Here is a 14,829-nt window from a genome sequence, read left to right as displayed (position 1 = left end):
GCTGCCGATCGGGCAGCTCCGCTCATTCCCCGCCAGGCCAGGCCGGAGCCCGCTCCTTCGAGGGACTGGCACCGGGCAGCACCCCGGTGGCGGTCAGCACCACGCCCGTGGCGGTTTCCGCGATCTTGACGACGGCCAGCAGCCCGGTCAGGGCGAGGGAGCCGCCGAGCCCCAGTTTCGCGAAATCGTCTTCGGAGGTTTCGGTTCCGCGTTGCCGCGGTATCGTGCCGGTCACGATTCCGCCTTCCGGCTCACCGCGGATACGCTCGGGCGACACTCGCGAGGAATCAACCACTCCAAGGCGAGCGAAACCCACCGAATGGCCGAACTCCTGGCTTCCTGTTGTCCACGCAACGAGTTCTCGAACTGAATACGCGCGCACACGGCGACGCCTCCTGCACTGCAGATCGATTACTGTAGATCGCCCGGATCGCGAAATGCGGGACCACCGTAGCCAGCCGATCGCCTCGAAATCAGCCACCAACCAGGTCATAACTCGAACTGCTTGTGCAGTCGCACGCGCAGTTCCGGACGCGACTCTGCACAGGACGGACGCAATTCCGGCTGCCCGGTTCAAGGCGGCCGCGAGAACGCGAAAACATCGGCGGAAATCGTTTTATCCCGCCGATGTTCCGGACGGTCGGCGGAGTCGATCAGGATTTGACGAGTTCGACCCAGGTGCGCACCGCGGCGGCGTCGACCGGCGCCTGCCAGCCACCCGGCCGCACCGCGCTCCCGACATGGAACCCGCGCACCCCGCCCGCGCGCAAGAGGTGGACCTGCTGGGCGCGCAGGCCGCCGCCCACGAGCAGTTCCGGCCCGCTCTCGCGCTGCGCGAGCCGCTGCAGCACGGAAAGCCCGCTGCCCACGCCGTTGGGGTGGCCGGCGGCGAGCACGGTGTCACAACCGAGCGACGCCAGCTGGTCGTAGGCGCGCAGCGGGTCGCGGGTGCGGTCGATGGCCCGGTGGAACGTCCAGGGCAGGTCGCCGACCTCCTTGATCAGCACCTCACAGGCGTCGAGGTCGATCTCGCTGTCGACGGTGAGGAAGCCGAAGACGAACTCGCGGGCACCCGCGTCGATCAGGCGGCCGGTGTCCGCGCGCAGCCCTTCGAGGTCCCCGACGGCGAAGGAACCGTTGTCCCGCAGCATGACCCGCACCGGGAGGTCGGTCGCCGAAAGCACGTCACGCAGGGTCTCGAGGGACGGCGTCAGGCCGTCCTGCGCCATGTCCGCAACCAGTTCGAGGCGGTCCGCTCCACCCGCCTGCGCGCTTTCGGCGTCCGCCGCGTCCAGCGCGATCACTTCCAGCAGGGGCGTTTTCGAGCTCATGCCTCATCCGTTCACTGGTTCCGGGTGTCGTCTCCCCTCGCGTGCCGCCCTCGCCGGAAGCCGCCTTGAAGGCTCGTCATCCGCTCGCGTACCGCTTCCGGGGAAAGAGAGAGTATCGGCCGCTGCTCCGGCACCGCTCCCGGGCCAGCCGCGGAATCCAGCGGCTGCAGGAACGGCCAGGTGTCCTCCGCGCCGTCCTCCTGCTCCAGTTCGGCCGGGGTGGGCCATTCGTACGAGGGCTGGACCGCGGGCGGCGGAGCGACGGGCGTCAGCCGCGGTTCGGTGTCTTCGTCGTCGGGCCGCGACACGACGGGCACCGGTGGCGGCGGGGGTGGCGGCGGCGGTGGGGGTGGCGGCGCCGGGACCGGCTCGGGCGCGCGGACCGGCGCGGGCTCGCGGATCGCTCCCTGCGAGGTGAGCGCGTGCCGCGGCTGGGCCTCGGCCGGGCGCGGCTGCTCGGCGACCGGACGCGGCTCCGCCGGCCGCCGCGGCGCTTCGGGCGCGGCGGAGGCGTCGAACCAGCGGGACAGGACGTCGCGGTAGGCGGGCATCCGCTCGGTCGGGGCGTCGAGGTCCAGGTGGGCCTCGGCGTCCACGGTCGGCCACTCCGGCGCGTGGTCGCGGGCCACCACCGGCGCGCGGCGCGGCGGGCCGGCCTCGATCGACGGCGGGCTCAGTTCCCCCCGCTCCGGCTCCGGCTCAGGCTCGGGTTCCGGCTCCGGCGGCGTCAGCGGCGCGAGCGGCGCCAGCAGCTCGGGTTCCGGGGCCGCGGGCGGCTCCGCGGGCGGGGGCGGCGCGGGCATCGGCGGCAGCTCGACGATCAGCGCGGCGGGCACCAGCACCGTCGCGACCAGCCCGGAATCCGCACCGGCGCTGAGGCTGACGTCGATGTGGTGGCGCCTGGCCAGCGTCGCGACGACGAACAGGCCCATCCGGCGGGACACCTCGACGTCGACGTCCGGCGGGTGCGCCAGCCGCTCGTTGGTGCGGTCGATCTCCGCCTGCGGCATGCCGGCGCCGTGGTCGATGATTTCGATCTGCCAGTCGCCGTCGTGGGTTTCGGCGCTCGCCACGGTGACCACTTCGTCGCCCGAGTAGCGCGTCGCGTTCTCCAGCAGCTCCGAAACGACGTGCACGAGGTCGTTGACGGCCTCGCCGCGGACCGCGACCTGCGGCGCCGGCCCGAGTTCGATGCGCTGGTAGTGCTCGACCTCCGACAGCGCGGCGCCGACGATCTCGTCGGCCGCGACCGAGCCGGCGTCCTCGCGCGCCGAGTCGTGACCGGACAGGACCAGCAGGTTTTCGCTGTTGCGCCGCATCCGCGTCGCGAGGTGGTCGAGTTCGAACAGCCCGGCGAGGGTGTCCGGGTCCTGCTCGTCGGCCTCCATCCGGTCGAGCACCGACAGCTGCCGTTCGACCAGGTCCTGGCTGCGCTGCGAGAGGTTGACGAACATCGCGTTGACGTTCTCGCGCAGCATCGCCTGCTCGCCGGCGAGCCGGACGGCCTCGCCGTGCACGGCGTCGAACGCGCGCGCCACCTGGCCGAGCTCTTCGCGCGTGAACACCGGCACCGGCGCGACGGCCAGCCGTTTCCGCAGGTTCTCCGGGGCGGGTTCGGGTTCGGTGAGCAGGTTCTGCACCGCCGCCGGCAGCCGGTGCTCGGCGACCTCGAGGGCCGTCCGGCGCAGGATCCGCAAGGGGCGCAACAAGGACCGCGCGATGACCACCGACAGCACGCCCGCGACGAGCAGGACGCCGAGCACGACACCGCCGTCCCACAGCGCGGCCGTGCGGGCCTGCGCCGCCAAGGAGTCCGTGCGTTCCTGCAACTGGACCAGCAGCGCCTGCTGCACCTGGTGGGCGAGGTTCACCGTGTGGGTCGCCGAAGTGTCCCACTGGTTCGGGTCGAGGCCCGAGAGGTTCTGGCCGTTTTCGGTGCGGGTCAGCGCGGATTCGACCATGTCGTTGCCGATGTCGACGACCAGGCCGATCACCGTGTCGTCGAACATCCGCTGCTGGTCGGGGGTGGCGAAGGTGCGGTAGTCGCTGCGCGCGGCGGCCAGCTCGGCTTCGGCGCCGAGCAGCGCGCGCGTGCGGTCGCGGTTGAGGGTGCCTTCCGCGAGCGCCTCGGCCATCACCGCGCGCTTGACCGACATCTGGTCCTTGATCCGGGCCAGCGCGTTGCCCGCCAGCCGCATCCGCGCGAGCTCCGGGTCGGAGACGTCGGCGGCCGCGGAGTCGCTGATGTCGAGCAGGCCGGAGATCAGCTCGCTGTAGGAACGCAGCACGGCGTCGGCGGGGAACGCCGAATGCTCCGCGGAAAACCGCAGGCCACCGAGCACGCGCAGCCGGTCGTCGGTCTGCTGCAGGCTTTCCGCGGCCTTCGCGTCGAGCCGCGGCTTGCTCTCGGCGAGCGTCCGTTCGAAGGCGCCGATGGCCTGGTCGACGCGGTTGCGCTGGGCGGTGAGGTCCGCGGTGTCGCCCTGCCGGTTCTGCGCGACGAAGCGCACGGTGAGGTCGCGCTCGCGTTGCAGCTCGTGCAAGGCTTCGGCGACCGTGCTGTCGACGCGGCCGCGCGTGGCGAACTCGGCGAGCTGCCGGGCGTCCCGCAGGTCGGAGCTGATCCGGAGGCCGACGAGCGCGATCACGGCCAGCGCGGGGATGAGGAGGACGGCGAAGAGCTTCGTGCCGAGACGCCAGTTCCGCAACCGCCAGCGGCCGCCCGCCGGACGCGGATCCGCCGCGTCGCCGCCCTTGCGGGGACGCTTGTCGCGACGGGTCACCTGGTTTCCTTTTCCGCCGCGGGCGGGAACCCGCGGATCGAACGACACTCGAACCTACTGAACGGTAGCCCGCCCCATGAAGATCCGAAAGCCGCGCTGGCACGATACGGCCCTGCCCGCGATCGTATGGGGCGCGGACCATACGATCCAGCACGAGAACCAGATTCTCGCGGTAGGTGAAGGTTCATGATCAGACGCGGACGGACGATTCCGCTGGTAGCGGCGCTTCTGGCGACCGCGGGCTGCAGCGTGTTCTCTTCCGGCTCCGCCACGGCCCCGCCGCCCTTGGAACGGACCACCCTGCGCGTGGGTGTGGGCAACGCCATCGACACGGCCCCGCTGCGGATCGCCGTCGCGGGCGGGAAGTTCGGCTCCGCGGGGCTGACCGTGCGGCTGGTCGAACTCGGCGCCGACGACGGGCTCGCGAAGCTGGCCTCCGGCGATCTCGACGTCACCTTCGCCTCCGACATCGCGATGTTCCGCGCCGCGGCCGGCGGGACGCCGTTGCAGCTGCAGGGGGAGGCCTACACGGCAGGCCCGAACACGATGGCCCTGGTCACGCTGCCGGACTCGGACTACACCGTGCCGACGGGGAAGCGGGCGCCCAAGATCGCGGTGAACATGCTCGACGACGTCGGCTCGCTCGTCGCGCGCTCGGTGCTGGGCACCGCGGGCGTCGACGTGACGAAGATCAAGTTCAGCGCGGTGCCGTTCGACCGGATGCCGCAGGCGCTGCAGGCGGGCGACGCCGATGCCGCGCTGATGATCGAGCCGTACATCACCCGCGCCGAGAAGGACCTCGGCGCGCACATCCTCGCCGACGGCGCCCGCGGCTCGACGCTCGACTTCCCGCTGTCCGGCTACGCGGCGGCCAAGCCGTTCGCGCAGGCCAACCCCCGGACGCTGGCGGCGTTCCGCACCGCGCTCGGCACGGCCCAGCAGAGCGCGACGGACCCGGCGGTCGTGCGCGACGCGCTGCCGAAGTTCTCCGACATCGACACGACGACGGCCGCGCTGATCTCACTCGGCTCGTACCCGGCGTCGCTCAATGGCATCCGGCTGCAGCGCGTCGCCGACCTGATGCACAACTCCGGACTGCTCGACAGCCGCCTCGACGTCCAGGCCCTGCTCCCCGACAAAGCCGGGTATTAGCTACCGCGAAATCTGCACTTGGTCTACTTTTGCACTCAGTCTACTTGAGGAGTGCACGATGACCGACGTCCTGATCGCCGGAGCCGGCCCGACGGGCCTGCTGCTGGCCGCCGAACTCGCCCTGGCCGGCGTCGAAGTGACCGTGCTCGAACGCCGCGCCGGGCCGGGCCTGCCGCGGCCGGTCGGGCTCCAGCCCCGCACCGCCGAGCTGCTGGACATGCGCGGCCTGGCCCCGGCCGAGCAGGTGATCGACGGGCCGAGCGGGCACTTCGCCGGGTTGCCCGTGCCGCTGGACTACGGCGTCTGGCGGACGCGTCACCCGCGGGTGCTCAACCGGACCCAGGACGACGTCGAGGCGATGCTGGCCGAGCACGCCGTCAAGCAGGGGGCCGTGCTGCGCCGGGGGCACGAAGTGACCGCCGTCGACGTCGGCACCGAAGGCGTCACCGTCGACGGGCTCCGGGCGCGCTGGCTGGTGGCGTGCGACGGCGCGCACAGCACCGTGCGGCGGCTGCTCGGCGTGCCGTTCCCCGGCCGCACCGAGACCTACGTCGCCACGCTCGCGCACATCCGGCTCACCGCGGCGTCCGACTTGGTCCCGGCTCGCGCCGCGCACTTCAGCCAGGTCACCCGGCAGGCCGACGGCTACTGGTCGATGCTCACGCCGCTTGAGGACGGCGGCCACCGGTTCGTCTTCGGCACCACGGCGGAACAGCCGGGCCGCGACGCGCCGGTGTCGGACACCGAAGTGACCGAAGCGCTGACGGCCCTGTACGGCGCCGAGACGCGCCTGGGCGAGGTGTACGGCGCTTCGCGGTTCAACGACGCGACGCGGCAGCTGGCGCAGTACCGGCACGGCCCGGTCCTGTTCGCCGGCGACGCCGCGCACATCCACCCGCCGCTCGGCGGGCAGGGGCTCAACCTCGGCGTCCAGGACGCGATGAACCTCGGCTGGAAGCTGGCCGCGACGGTCCGCGGCACCGCGCCGGCCGGGCTGCTGGACACCTACCACGCCGAGCGCCACCCGGCCGCCGAACGCGTCCTGCGGCACACGGCGGCGCAACGCGTGTTCACGGCCCCTGGGCGCAGCGAGAACGTCGAGGCGCTGCGCGAGATCTTCGTCGACCTCATGCGGCTGCCGGACGCGAACCGCTACTTCAGCGGCCTGCTGTCCGGCCTCGGCCTGGACTACCCCGGGGCGCACCGCGTCCCCGACCTGGACCTGACGACGGCGTCCGGGCCCACGCGGCTTTCGGCGTTGCTGCACGGCGGCCGCGGGCTGCTGCTCGACCTCGGCGACCACACGACCCCGGCCGGCTGCAACGGCCAGGTCGACGTCGTGCGCGCGGCCACCGCCGACGACGAGTACCGCGGGCGGCTGCTGCTCGTCCGGCCGGACGGGTACGCCGCCGACCCCGCCGAGCTGGGCAGGTGGTTCGGCTAGATGTTCTCGCCGGGCGGCAGCAGGCACACCACGCGGGCCGGCGGACCGTAGTAGACCCGCACGTCGTCAGCGTTTTCGCAGGCCTCCCCGTGGCTGTAGCCGGTGACCACCTGGGCGCGTTCCTTCGCCGCCGGGTCGGTACAGCTCACCTTGGCGATCGTGGCCTCGTCGTCGACGTCGCGGAGGCAGTCGCCGGTGCGGACGTTCAGGGCGAGGCAGAGCGTCCGCCCGGCCCCGGAACCGCTCGAGGTCCTGAACCGCACGTAGCCTTCGGAGGGGCAGGTCAAGGTGCTGGTGTAGGACCGGTCGACCGTGTACGTCGCTTCGGCCGCGGTGCAGCCGGCGCGGTGGTAGGCGAGCTTGCCGCCGGCTTCGCGCGTCAAGTACAGGCAGTCGCCTTCCGACGGCGGGCCGCTGCGGACGGCCCAGGAGATGCCCAGCGCACCGAGCGCGCCCAGGCCCAGCGCCGCGACGACGCACGCGATCAGCGTGATCCGCACCTTGGTGCTGAACCAGTGCGGGATCGGCTGGTGGCCGGGCACCGGCGGCATCGGGGCCGGTGGCGCCGCGTAGTCCGGCGACCGGAACGGGTTGTCGTCGAACGGTGGCGTGGTCAACGTGCCTCCCAGTGATCCCCTCGGCACCTCGGCCCACCGGCGGACCCGCGACGGGAGCGGGCCGGAGCGAGGCACGTATAACAGTAGTTGTGACTGATGGCCCGCTGATCGTCCAGTCCGACAAGACCGTGCTCCTGGAGGTCGACCACCCCCAGGCCGATGACGCGCGCGTCGCGATCGCGCCGTTCGCGGAGCTGGAACGGGCGCCGGAGCACGTGCACACCTACCGGATCACGCCGCTGGCGTTGTGGAACGCGCGCGCCGCGGGGCACGACGCCGAGCAGGTCGTCGACGCGCTGACGACGTACTCGCGCTTCCCGGTGCCGCAGCCGCTGCTGATCGACGTCGTCGACGTGATGGGCCGGTTCGGGCGGCTGCAGATCGCCAACCACCCGGCGCACGGGCTGGTCATGTCGACCACCGACCGCGCGGTGCTGACCGAGGTGATCCGGAACAAGAAGATCAGCCCGATGCTCGGCGCCCGGATCGACGAGGACACGGTCATCGTGCACCCGTCCGAGCGCGGGCGGCTCAAGCAGGCGCTGCTGAAGGTCGGCTGGCCGGCCGAGGACCTCGCCGGGTACGTCGACGGCGAAGCGCACCCGATCGCCCTCGACGAGACGGACTGGCAGCTGCGCGACTACCAGCGCCAGGCCGCGGAGGCGTTCTGGGCAGGCGGTTCCGGCGTCGTCGTGCTGCCGTGCGGCGCGGGCAAGACGATGGTCGGCGCGGCGGCCATGGCGAAGGCGGCGGCGACGACGCTGATCCTGGTGACGAACACGGTCGCCGGACGGCAGTGGAAGCGCGAGCTGATCGCGCGGACGTCGCTGACCGAGGAGGAGATCGGCGAGTACTCCGGGGAGAAGAAGGAGATCCGGCCGGTCACCATCGCCACCTACCAGGTGATCACCCGCAAGACCAAGGGCGAGTACAAGCACCTGGAGCTGTTCGACTCCCGCGACTGGGGCCTGGTCGTTTACGACGAGGTCCACCTGCTGCCGGCACCGGTGTTCCGGATGACGGCGGACCTGCAGTCCCGGCGCCGGCTCGGCCTGACCGCGACGCTGGTGCGCGAGGACGGCCGCGAGGGCGACGTCTTCTCGCTGATCGGGCCGAAGCGCTACGACGTGCCGTGGCGCGACATCGAGGCACAGGGCTGGATCGCGCCCGCGGAGTGCACCGAGGTCCGCGTGACGCTGACCGACGCGGAACGGCTCGAGTACGCCACGGCCGAGGCCGACGAGCGGTACAAGCTGGCGGCGACGGCGATGACGAAGACCCCGGTGATCAAGTCGATCGTGGAGAAGCACGCGGGCGAGCCGACGCTGGTGATCGGCGCGTACCTCGACCAGCTGGAGATGCTGGGCGACGAGCTCGACGCCCCGGTGATCCAGGGCGCGACCCGCAACAAGGAGCGCGAGGAGCTGTTCGACAAGTTCCGCCGCGGCGAGATCCGGACGCTCGTGGTGTCGAAGGTGGCGAACTTCTCGATCGACCTGCCCGAAGCGTCGGTGGCGATCCAGATCTCGGGCACGTTCGGCTCGCGGCAGGAGGAGGCCCAGCGGCTGGGACGCCTCCTGCGTCCCAAGGGCGACGGCCGGCAGGCGCACTTCTACTCGATCGTCTCGCGCGACACGGTCGACACGGAGTACGCGGCGCACCGGCAGCGGTTCCTCGCGGAACAGGGCTACGCGTACCACATCGTGGACGCCGACGACCTGCTCCGGCCGCTGTGAGGGACCTGCTCGACGACCTCGCCGCCGCGTCCGCCGCAGCCCGCGACCTGCTCGACCGGATCGGCCCGGAGCAGTGGACGGCGCCCACACCGTGCGACGAGTGGGACGTGCGGGCGCTGACCGGCCACCTCGTCGGGATGGACCTGCTGCTCACGGCGATGTTCACGGGTTCCGAGCCACCTCCACGCGAAGCGGACCACCTCGGCGAGGATCCGGCAGCGGCGTTCCGCCGGTCGTCCGCGGCGCTACGGGAGGCGGCCGCTTTGCCGGGTGTGCTGGACCGCGTGCAGACGACGCCGGTGGGCACCACGACCGGCCGGGAGCGGCTGCGGTGGCGGGTCACGGACCTGCTGACGCACTGCTGGGACCTGGCGCAGGCGACCGGCCTGGCGGTGAACCTGCCGGACGACGCCGTCGAGCGGGCGCTGGCTTTCGCGCAGGCTCAGCTGCCTTCGCAGCAGCGAGGCAGCCGCTTCGCCTCGCCACGGCCGGTGGCGGCCGGCGCACCCGCGCTCGACCGGCTGGCGGCGTTCACCGGACGCACGGTGCCCCCTTCGGACTAGCGGATCGTCACAGGAGCAACTTCCGCCACTTGCCTCTCACATAGGGCTTTGACCTGCGGTTTTCCGGATTCACTCGAACGGATGAGCGGCCGGAACGCTGGAAAATGTCAGACCCTCGAACTACTGTTCGACATGCACCAGCCGAACACAAGTTCGAGGGGACGTCCATGACGATCGCACCGCTCCGCCCCGGTACGCCAGCGCCGCCGGTCCAGACCCTCCCACCGGGGTCGTGGCACGGCCGGCTGTGGGTGTCCGACCTGCCGCTGACCCGGCCCGAGCGTTACCTCGGCTGCGTGGCCGAGTTCGAGCGGTCGGGCCTGTGGCCGGTGCTGATCCCCCACGACCAGCGTTTCGCGGCGAACGGCGAGGACTGGATAGACGACCGCGGCCGCCTCGCCCCGGCAGGCCACCGCGTCCCGACGGCGGACCCGGCGGCAGCCCTGTCCCGCTGGTGGGACGGTTCCTGCTGCGACGGCGCATGCCTGCGCCCGTTCGGCGCCCGCTTCCCGGGCCTGGCCAAGCGCAGCCCCCGCCGGTCGGACCCGCTGGCAGAGGCGGGCAACACGGGCTCGATCCTGGCCAACCGAGCCCCCCACCGGCTCGGCCTGGTCCAGACAGAGCGCCCGGCGGACATCCCGGCCCTGCTGGGCTGGACGGGCATGATCAAGTGCACGGACCAGGTGGCCGAGCTGTCGGCGGTGCTGCGGAGCTGGGAGGACAGGTTCGGAGCAACGCTGGTGGTGTTGGGCTTCGACGCGATAGAGCTGTCGGTGGCGGCACCCCCGAGGAACCAGGCCCGGGCGTTGACGGTGGCGGCGGAGCATCGGGCGTTTTGCTTGCCGACGTTCGCCGGGCAGCCGGGAAACCTGCGGGAGTACGCGTCGGGGTTGGTGCAGTCGCGGCATTGGCGATTTTCCTGGGCGTGAGGCGGGGAGCGGGAGGGGGGTTGCGGCGGTTTGCGCCGACCAAGCGGCGGCGCGAGCCGCCAGGCGACGAGCGGCGGCCCCAGCCATCCCAAGAAGAGCGGGGTGGTCATCCCGTCGCCTGAGGCCGTCAAATCACTTTGAGCCAGGCCCGCAACCCACAGCCCAAGGCAAGCCAACAACGCACCCTTGCGGGCCTGGCTCAAAGTGATAGGCCTCAATCAGGCGACGGGATGACCACCCAGCGGCCCACCCCCCGAACGAGAGATGACAGCGGCAAGGGATGGCCATCCCAGAGCCTGCCCGTCCGGCGAGGACAGCCCTTCCCCCACAGCAACCCACCCAGGGCGGCAAGATGAGCAAACGCTTCAAAGGCCCAGCCAGACGCGCGCCCGACAACTTGGGTCAACCGTCCCGATTCCCAGGCCGGCCATCCCGCCCCCGCCGCCGCGTTTGGCGCCCCCACCGAACGGGAATCACCTCCCGCGGAAAGGCGGTGAGGGCGATCGCCGAGATCCGGATCGGGACCTCCGGGTGGCGCTACGCACCCTGGCGCGGGGTCTTCTACCCACCCAAACTCGCCCAGCGGCGCGAGCTCGAATACCTCTCCCGGCGGATGAACTCCGTCGAAATCAACGGTTCCTTCTACTCCCTCCAGCGACCCGAGCGGTACCGAGCCTGGTTCGACGAAACCCCGGCCGACTTCCTCTTCGCCGTCAAAGGCGGCCGCTTCATCACCCACATGAAGCAGCTTCGGGACGTCGAGAGCGCGCTCGCCAACTTCTACGCCTCCGGTGTGCTCGCGCTCGGGGCGAAGCTCGGGCCCTTCCTCTGGCAACTGCCGCCCCGGCTGGCGTTCGACCCCGATCGGCTCACGAACTTCTTCGACCTGCTGCCGCGGACCACCACCGAAGCCGCGCAGCTCGCCACCAAGCACGATGACAAGCTCAAGGGCATCCCGTTCCTCGAAGCCGGCCCGAGCCGGCCCTTGAAGCACGCTCTCGAAGTCCGGCATCCCAGCTTCGAGCAGCCGGCCGCGAAACAGCTCCTGCAGGAACACGGCATCGCCCTCGTGGTCGCCGACACCGCCGGGAAGTGGCCGTTCCTCGAAGACCAGACCGCCGACTTCGCCTACGTCCGGCTGCACGGGGACGAGGAGCTCTACGTCAGCGGCTACTCCGACCGGGCCTTGCGGAACTGGGCGAGCAAGATCCGGGCGTGGCACGACGGTGGGCGGCGGGACGTGCACGTCTACTTCGACAACGACGTCAAGGTCGAGGCGCCGCGCAACGCCGAATGCCTCGCCGATCTGCTCGGGGTGGCTCCGCCGACTGGACAGTGAGTGGACAGTGAGCGCCGTCGGCTTGGATGAGCGCTACGGGCCGGACCGGCTTGGGTGCTGTCGCTGGGGGTCGGCACGCGAGCCGTCCGGAACCCTCACGGTCCCCGGACGACCAGTGCCGCCAGCTTGGCGCGGACGTCGTCCGCGTCCGGGTGGCCCAGCTCCGTCAGCAGCCGCACCGATCTGACCCAGCACTCGCGGGCCAGTGCCGGGTCGCCGTGGCGGAGGTGGATCGAGCCCAGCTGGGCCAGTACGTCCGCCGCCTCGTACTGCTCGTCCATCGCGAAGAACATCTCGACCGACTCCCGGATGCACGCGATGCCCTCGTCGAGACGGCCCAGGCCGACCAGGGCCAAGCCACGCGTGTGCTGTGTGAACCGCGTGTCCGTCGGCCGCCCGTCCGGGTCCAGGATCGCCAGCGCCGCGTCGGCCAGGCGCAGCGCCTGCTCGTGGTCGCCCATCGACGTGCAGATGTCGCCCAGCGCGCGCAAGACGCTCGCCTCGAAGTGGCCCAGCCCCAGCTCGCGGACGATCTCCAGCGCCTGCATCCCGTGCTCGTACGCCCAGGCGCAGTCCTCGCCGTGGTGCGCCGCCATCGCCAGGTTGTACTGCGCCCGCGCCTCGCCTTCGCGCGCGCCGAGCTCGCGCTGGATCGCCAGCACCTGCTCCAGGTACCGCCGGGACTCGGCGTACTGCCGGGCGACGCCGTTGACGACGCCGAGGCCGCTCAGGATCCCCGCCTCCCCGGGCCGGTGGCCGCTCGCCCGCGCGGCTTCGAGCGCCACCGCGAACACCGACCGCCAGTCGTCGAGCCGCGAGCGCGTCACGAAGTAGCTCTGCAGCAGCCACGCCAGCTTCCAGCAGACGTCGTCGCGGCCCCGGCGCCGCGCCAGGTGCACCGCCGCGATGAGGTTGCCGTACTCCTCGCCGAACCAGTCCAGCCCGTCGTGGTACGAATCGAACGAAAGGCCGCCCTCGAGGCCGTCGAGCTCCAGCAGCCGGTAGTAGCGCTCCGGCCGCATCCGCCGTGACGCGTTCAGCGCCGACGCGAGGTACCAGCCGAGCAGCCGGTCCAAAGCGGACTCGCGCTCGGCCTCCGGGTCCAGCTGCGAAGCGGCTTCGCCGGCGTAGGCGCGGATGAGGTCGTGGAACTGGTAGCGGCCCGGCCGCGGCTGGGCGAGCAGGTGCGCCGCGGCCAGGGTTTCGAGCATCGGGCGGGTCGCCGCGACGTCCAGCCCGGCGACCGCGGCCGCCGCCGGCGCGGTGAAGTCGACGCCGGTGGGCAGCCCGAGCAGCCGCAGCAGCCGAGCCGTCGACGGCTGAAGGGCCTGGTAGGAGTAGGAAAACACCGACCGGATGTTGGTGCCTTCGCCGTCGGCGAGGTCGAACGAACCGAGCAGGTCGGCGGCGAGGGAGCCGGCGAACTCGTCGAGCGGCAGGTCGGGGAACTGCGCCGCGCGCACGGCGAGGATCCGGATCGCCAGCGGCAGCCCGCCGCAGTAGCGCACGAACCGCGCGGCCGCCGCCGGGTCGCGGGCGACGCGGTCGAAACCGATCGTGGACGCCAGCAGCTCGACCGCGTCCTCGTCGCCGAGCTCCTCCAGCGCGATCCGGCGCGCGCCGTGCGTCGCGACCAGCGCACGCAGCTGCCAGCGGCTGGTGACCAGCACCAGGCAGCCCGGCCCGGGCAGCAGCGGGCTCACCTGCTCGCTGCGGTTGGCGTTGTCGAGCAGGAGCAGCAGCCGCCGTCCCGCGGTGTGCGTCCGCCAGCTCGCCGCGCGGCCGTCGAGGTCGCCGGGGATCTGGTCGCACGGCACGCCCAGGGCGGTGAGCATGGCCTCCAGCGCCACTGACGGCTCGACGGGCTCGCCGGGCCCGTAGCCGCGCAGGTTGAGGTGGACCTGCCCGCCGGGGAACCGGTCGGCGACTTCGTGCGCGAAGTGCACAGCCAGCGTCGTCTTCCCGATGCCGCCCATGCCTTCGACGGACGCGATCGGCGTCGACGCGGTGGCGTCGACGGCCTCCGGCAGCAGCGCGTGCAACGCCTTGAGGTCGCACTCGCGGCCGGAGAACGCCGGCAGGTCGGCGGGCAGCTGGTGCGGCACCTGCGGGTCGACGCCGAGCCGGTAGCGCGCGCCCGGATCACCGGCGCCGGTGAGGATCGCCTGGCGGGTGCGCTGCAGCGACGGGCCCGGGTCGAGGCCGAGCTCGTCGGCCAGCACGCGGCTGATCCGGCGGTGGACCTCGAGCGCCTCGGCCTGGCGGCCCGATCGGTACAGCGCGATCATCAGCTGCTCGTGCAGCCGCTCCCGCAGCGGGTTCTCCCTGGTCAGCCGGGTGAGTTCAGGGATGACGGTGCCGTACTCGCCGACTTCGAGCAGCGCGTCCGCCCACTGCTCGCGCACGCGCAGCCGTTCCTCGGCCAGCTGGCCGGCTTCGTCGCGGTGCAGCGCGTCGGACTCGACGTTCAGCAGCGCCGGCCCGCGCCATTGCGCGAGCGCCTCGGCGAAGTGCGCGGCCGCCCGGCGGCTCTCGCCGCGGTCCATCGCCGCCTTGCCGCGGACGGCGAGCGCGCGGAAGCGGGTGAGGTCGAGCAGGTCGTCGTCGACTTCGATCAGGTAGCCGCCGCTCTCGGTGCGGATCGCGACCTGGTCGCCCAGCGCCCGGCGCAGGCGCAGCACGTACGTCTGGAGCGCGCCCTTGGAACGGCGGCGGTCGTCGTTCCACAGCCAGCGGCCCAGCTCGTCGACCGGCACGACCCGGTTCGCGCGCAGCAGCAGGCCGGCCAGCACGATCAGCGGCCGGCTGCCCCCGAGCGGTACCGGGCGGCCGTCGGCCGTGACCTCGGCCGGACCCAGCACGCGGAAATCGAGGACCACGGGGTCATTCTGGCCGGAAACGCGCAGTTCGGCACCTGTTTGCCCAACCCGGGCGG

General features: G+C 72.0%; 11 protein-coding genes. 6 read left to right on the top strand and 5 right to left on the bottom strand.

All coding sequences use genetic code 11. The annotated features are described in order from the left end of the window. Positions 1 to 22: 22 nt before the first annotated feature. The 3 genes from AB0M93_RS34730 to AB0M93_RS34720 form a co-directional block, all read right to left on the bottom strand. Positions 23 to 235 (bottom strand): hypothetical protein, encoded by a 213-nt coding sequence (locus tag AB0M93_RS34730; protein WP_364281694.1) that lies wholly within the window; start codon positions 233 to 235, stop codon positions 23 to 25. 418 nt (positions 236 to 653) lie between these two features. Beyond that, positions 654 to 1,331 (bottom strand): copper homeostasis protein CutC, encoded by a 678-nt coding sequence (locus AB0M93_RS34725; RefSeq protein ID WP_364281692.1) that lies wholly within the window; start codon positions 1,329 to 1,331, stop codon positions 654 to 656. A gap of 11 nt (positions 1,332 to 1,342) precedes the next feature. Then, positions 1,343 to 4,114 carry a nitrate- and nitrite sensing domain-containing protein gene (locus AB0M93_RS34720; RefSeq protein WP_364281689.1) on the bottom strand — a complete coding sequence of 924 codons (2,772 nt, stop codon included), beginning with the start codon at positions 4,112 to 4,114 and terminating at the stop codon, positions 1,343 to 1,345. A 186-nt stretch (positions 4,115 to 4,300) separates the two neighbouring features. Between AB0M93_RS34720 and AB0M93_RS34715 the strand changes: the two genes are divergently transcribed. Next, entirely contained in the window at positions 4,301 to 5,266 is a 966-nt protein-coding gene (locus AB0M93_RS34715) for an ABC transporter substrate-binding protein (RefSeq protein WP_364281686.1), read from the top strand. Between the two features lie 58 nt (positions 5,267 to 5,324). Further along, positions 5,325 to 6,710 (top strand): FAD-dependent oxidoreductase, encoded by a 1,386-nt coding sequence (locus tag AB0M93_RS34710; protein ID WP_364281684.1) that lies wholly within the window; start codon positions 5,325 to 5,327, stop codon positions 6,708 to 6,710. Here AB0M93_RS34710 and AB0M93_RS34705 read toward each other — a convergent pair. Continuing rightward, the gene (locus tag AB0M93_RS34705; protein ID WP_364281681.1) at positions 6,707 to 7,327 is read right to left on the bottom strand and encodes a hypothetical protein; all 621 of its coding nucleotides are present in this window, start codon (positions 7,325 to 7,327) and stop codon (positions 6,707 to 6,709) included. The two genes, AB0M93_RS34710 and AB0M93_RS34705, sit on opposite strands and share 4 nt — an antisense overlap. 89 nt (positions 7,328 to 7,416) lie before the next feature. Here AB0M93_RS34705 and AB0M93_RS34700 point away from each other — a divergent pair, with 89 nt between their 5' ends. The 4 genes from AB0M93_RS34700 (at position 7,417) to AB0M93_RS34685 (ending at position 11,894) form a co-directional block, all read left to right on the top strand. After that, positions 7,417 to 9,063 carry a DNA repair helicase XPB gene (locus AB0M93_RS34700; RefSeq protein WP_364281679.1) on the top strand — a complete coding sequence of 549 codons (1,647 nt, stop codon included), beginning with the start codon at positions 7,417 to 7,419 and terminating at the stop codon, positions 9,061 to 9,063. Next, positions 9,060 to 9,626, top strand: coding sequence for a TIGR03086 family metal-binding protein (locus AB0M93_RS34695; protein WP_364281676.1), 567 nt, complete (start codon positions 9,060 to 9,062; stop codon positions 9,624 to 9,626). Before AB0M93_RS34700 ends, AB0M93_RS34695 begins: the two co-directional genes overlap by 4 nt. Positions 9,627 to 9,793: 167 nt before the next feature. Beyond that, positions 9,794 to 10,555, top strand: a complete 762-nt coding sequence (locus AB0M93_RS34690) for a DUF4253 domain-containing protein (RefSeq protein WP_364281673.1) — start codon at positions 9,794 to 9,796, stop codon at positions 10,553 to 10,555. 493 nt (positions 10,556 to 11,048) lie between these two features. Then, the gene (locus tag AB0M93_RS34685; RefSeq protein ID WP_364281670.1) at positions 11,049 to 11,894 is read left to right on the top strand and encodes a DUF72 domain-containing protein; all 846 of its coding nucleotides are present in this window, start codon (positions 11,049 to 11,051) and stop codon (positions 11,892 to 11,894) included. A gap of 95 nt (positions 11,895 to 11,989) precedes the next feature. On the opposite strand, the gene AB0M93_RS34680 is transcribed toward AB0M93_RS34685, so the two are convergent. Continuing rightward, the gene (locus tag AB0M93_RS34680; RefSeq protein ID WP_364281667.1) at positions 11,990 to 14,773 is read right to left on the bottom strand and encodes a BTAD domain-containing putative transcriptional regulator; all 2,784 of its coding nucleotides are present in this window, start codon (positions 14,771 to 14,773) and stop codon (positions 11,990 to 11,992) included. Positions 14,774 to 14,829 lie beyond the last annotated feature (56 nt).

Origin of the sequence: Amycolatopsis sp. NPDC051102 (genome assembly GCF_040682815.1) — a bacterium.
Lineage (GTDB): Bacteria > Actinomycetota > Actinomycetes > Mycobacteriales > Pseudonocardiaceae > Amycolatopsis.
The sequence above is the reverse complement of the archived record's forward strand: the minus strand, read 5'-3'. Positions and strand labels throughout refer to the sequence as shown.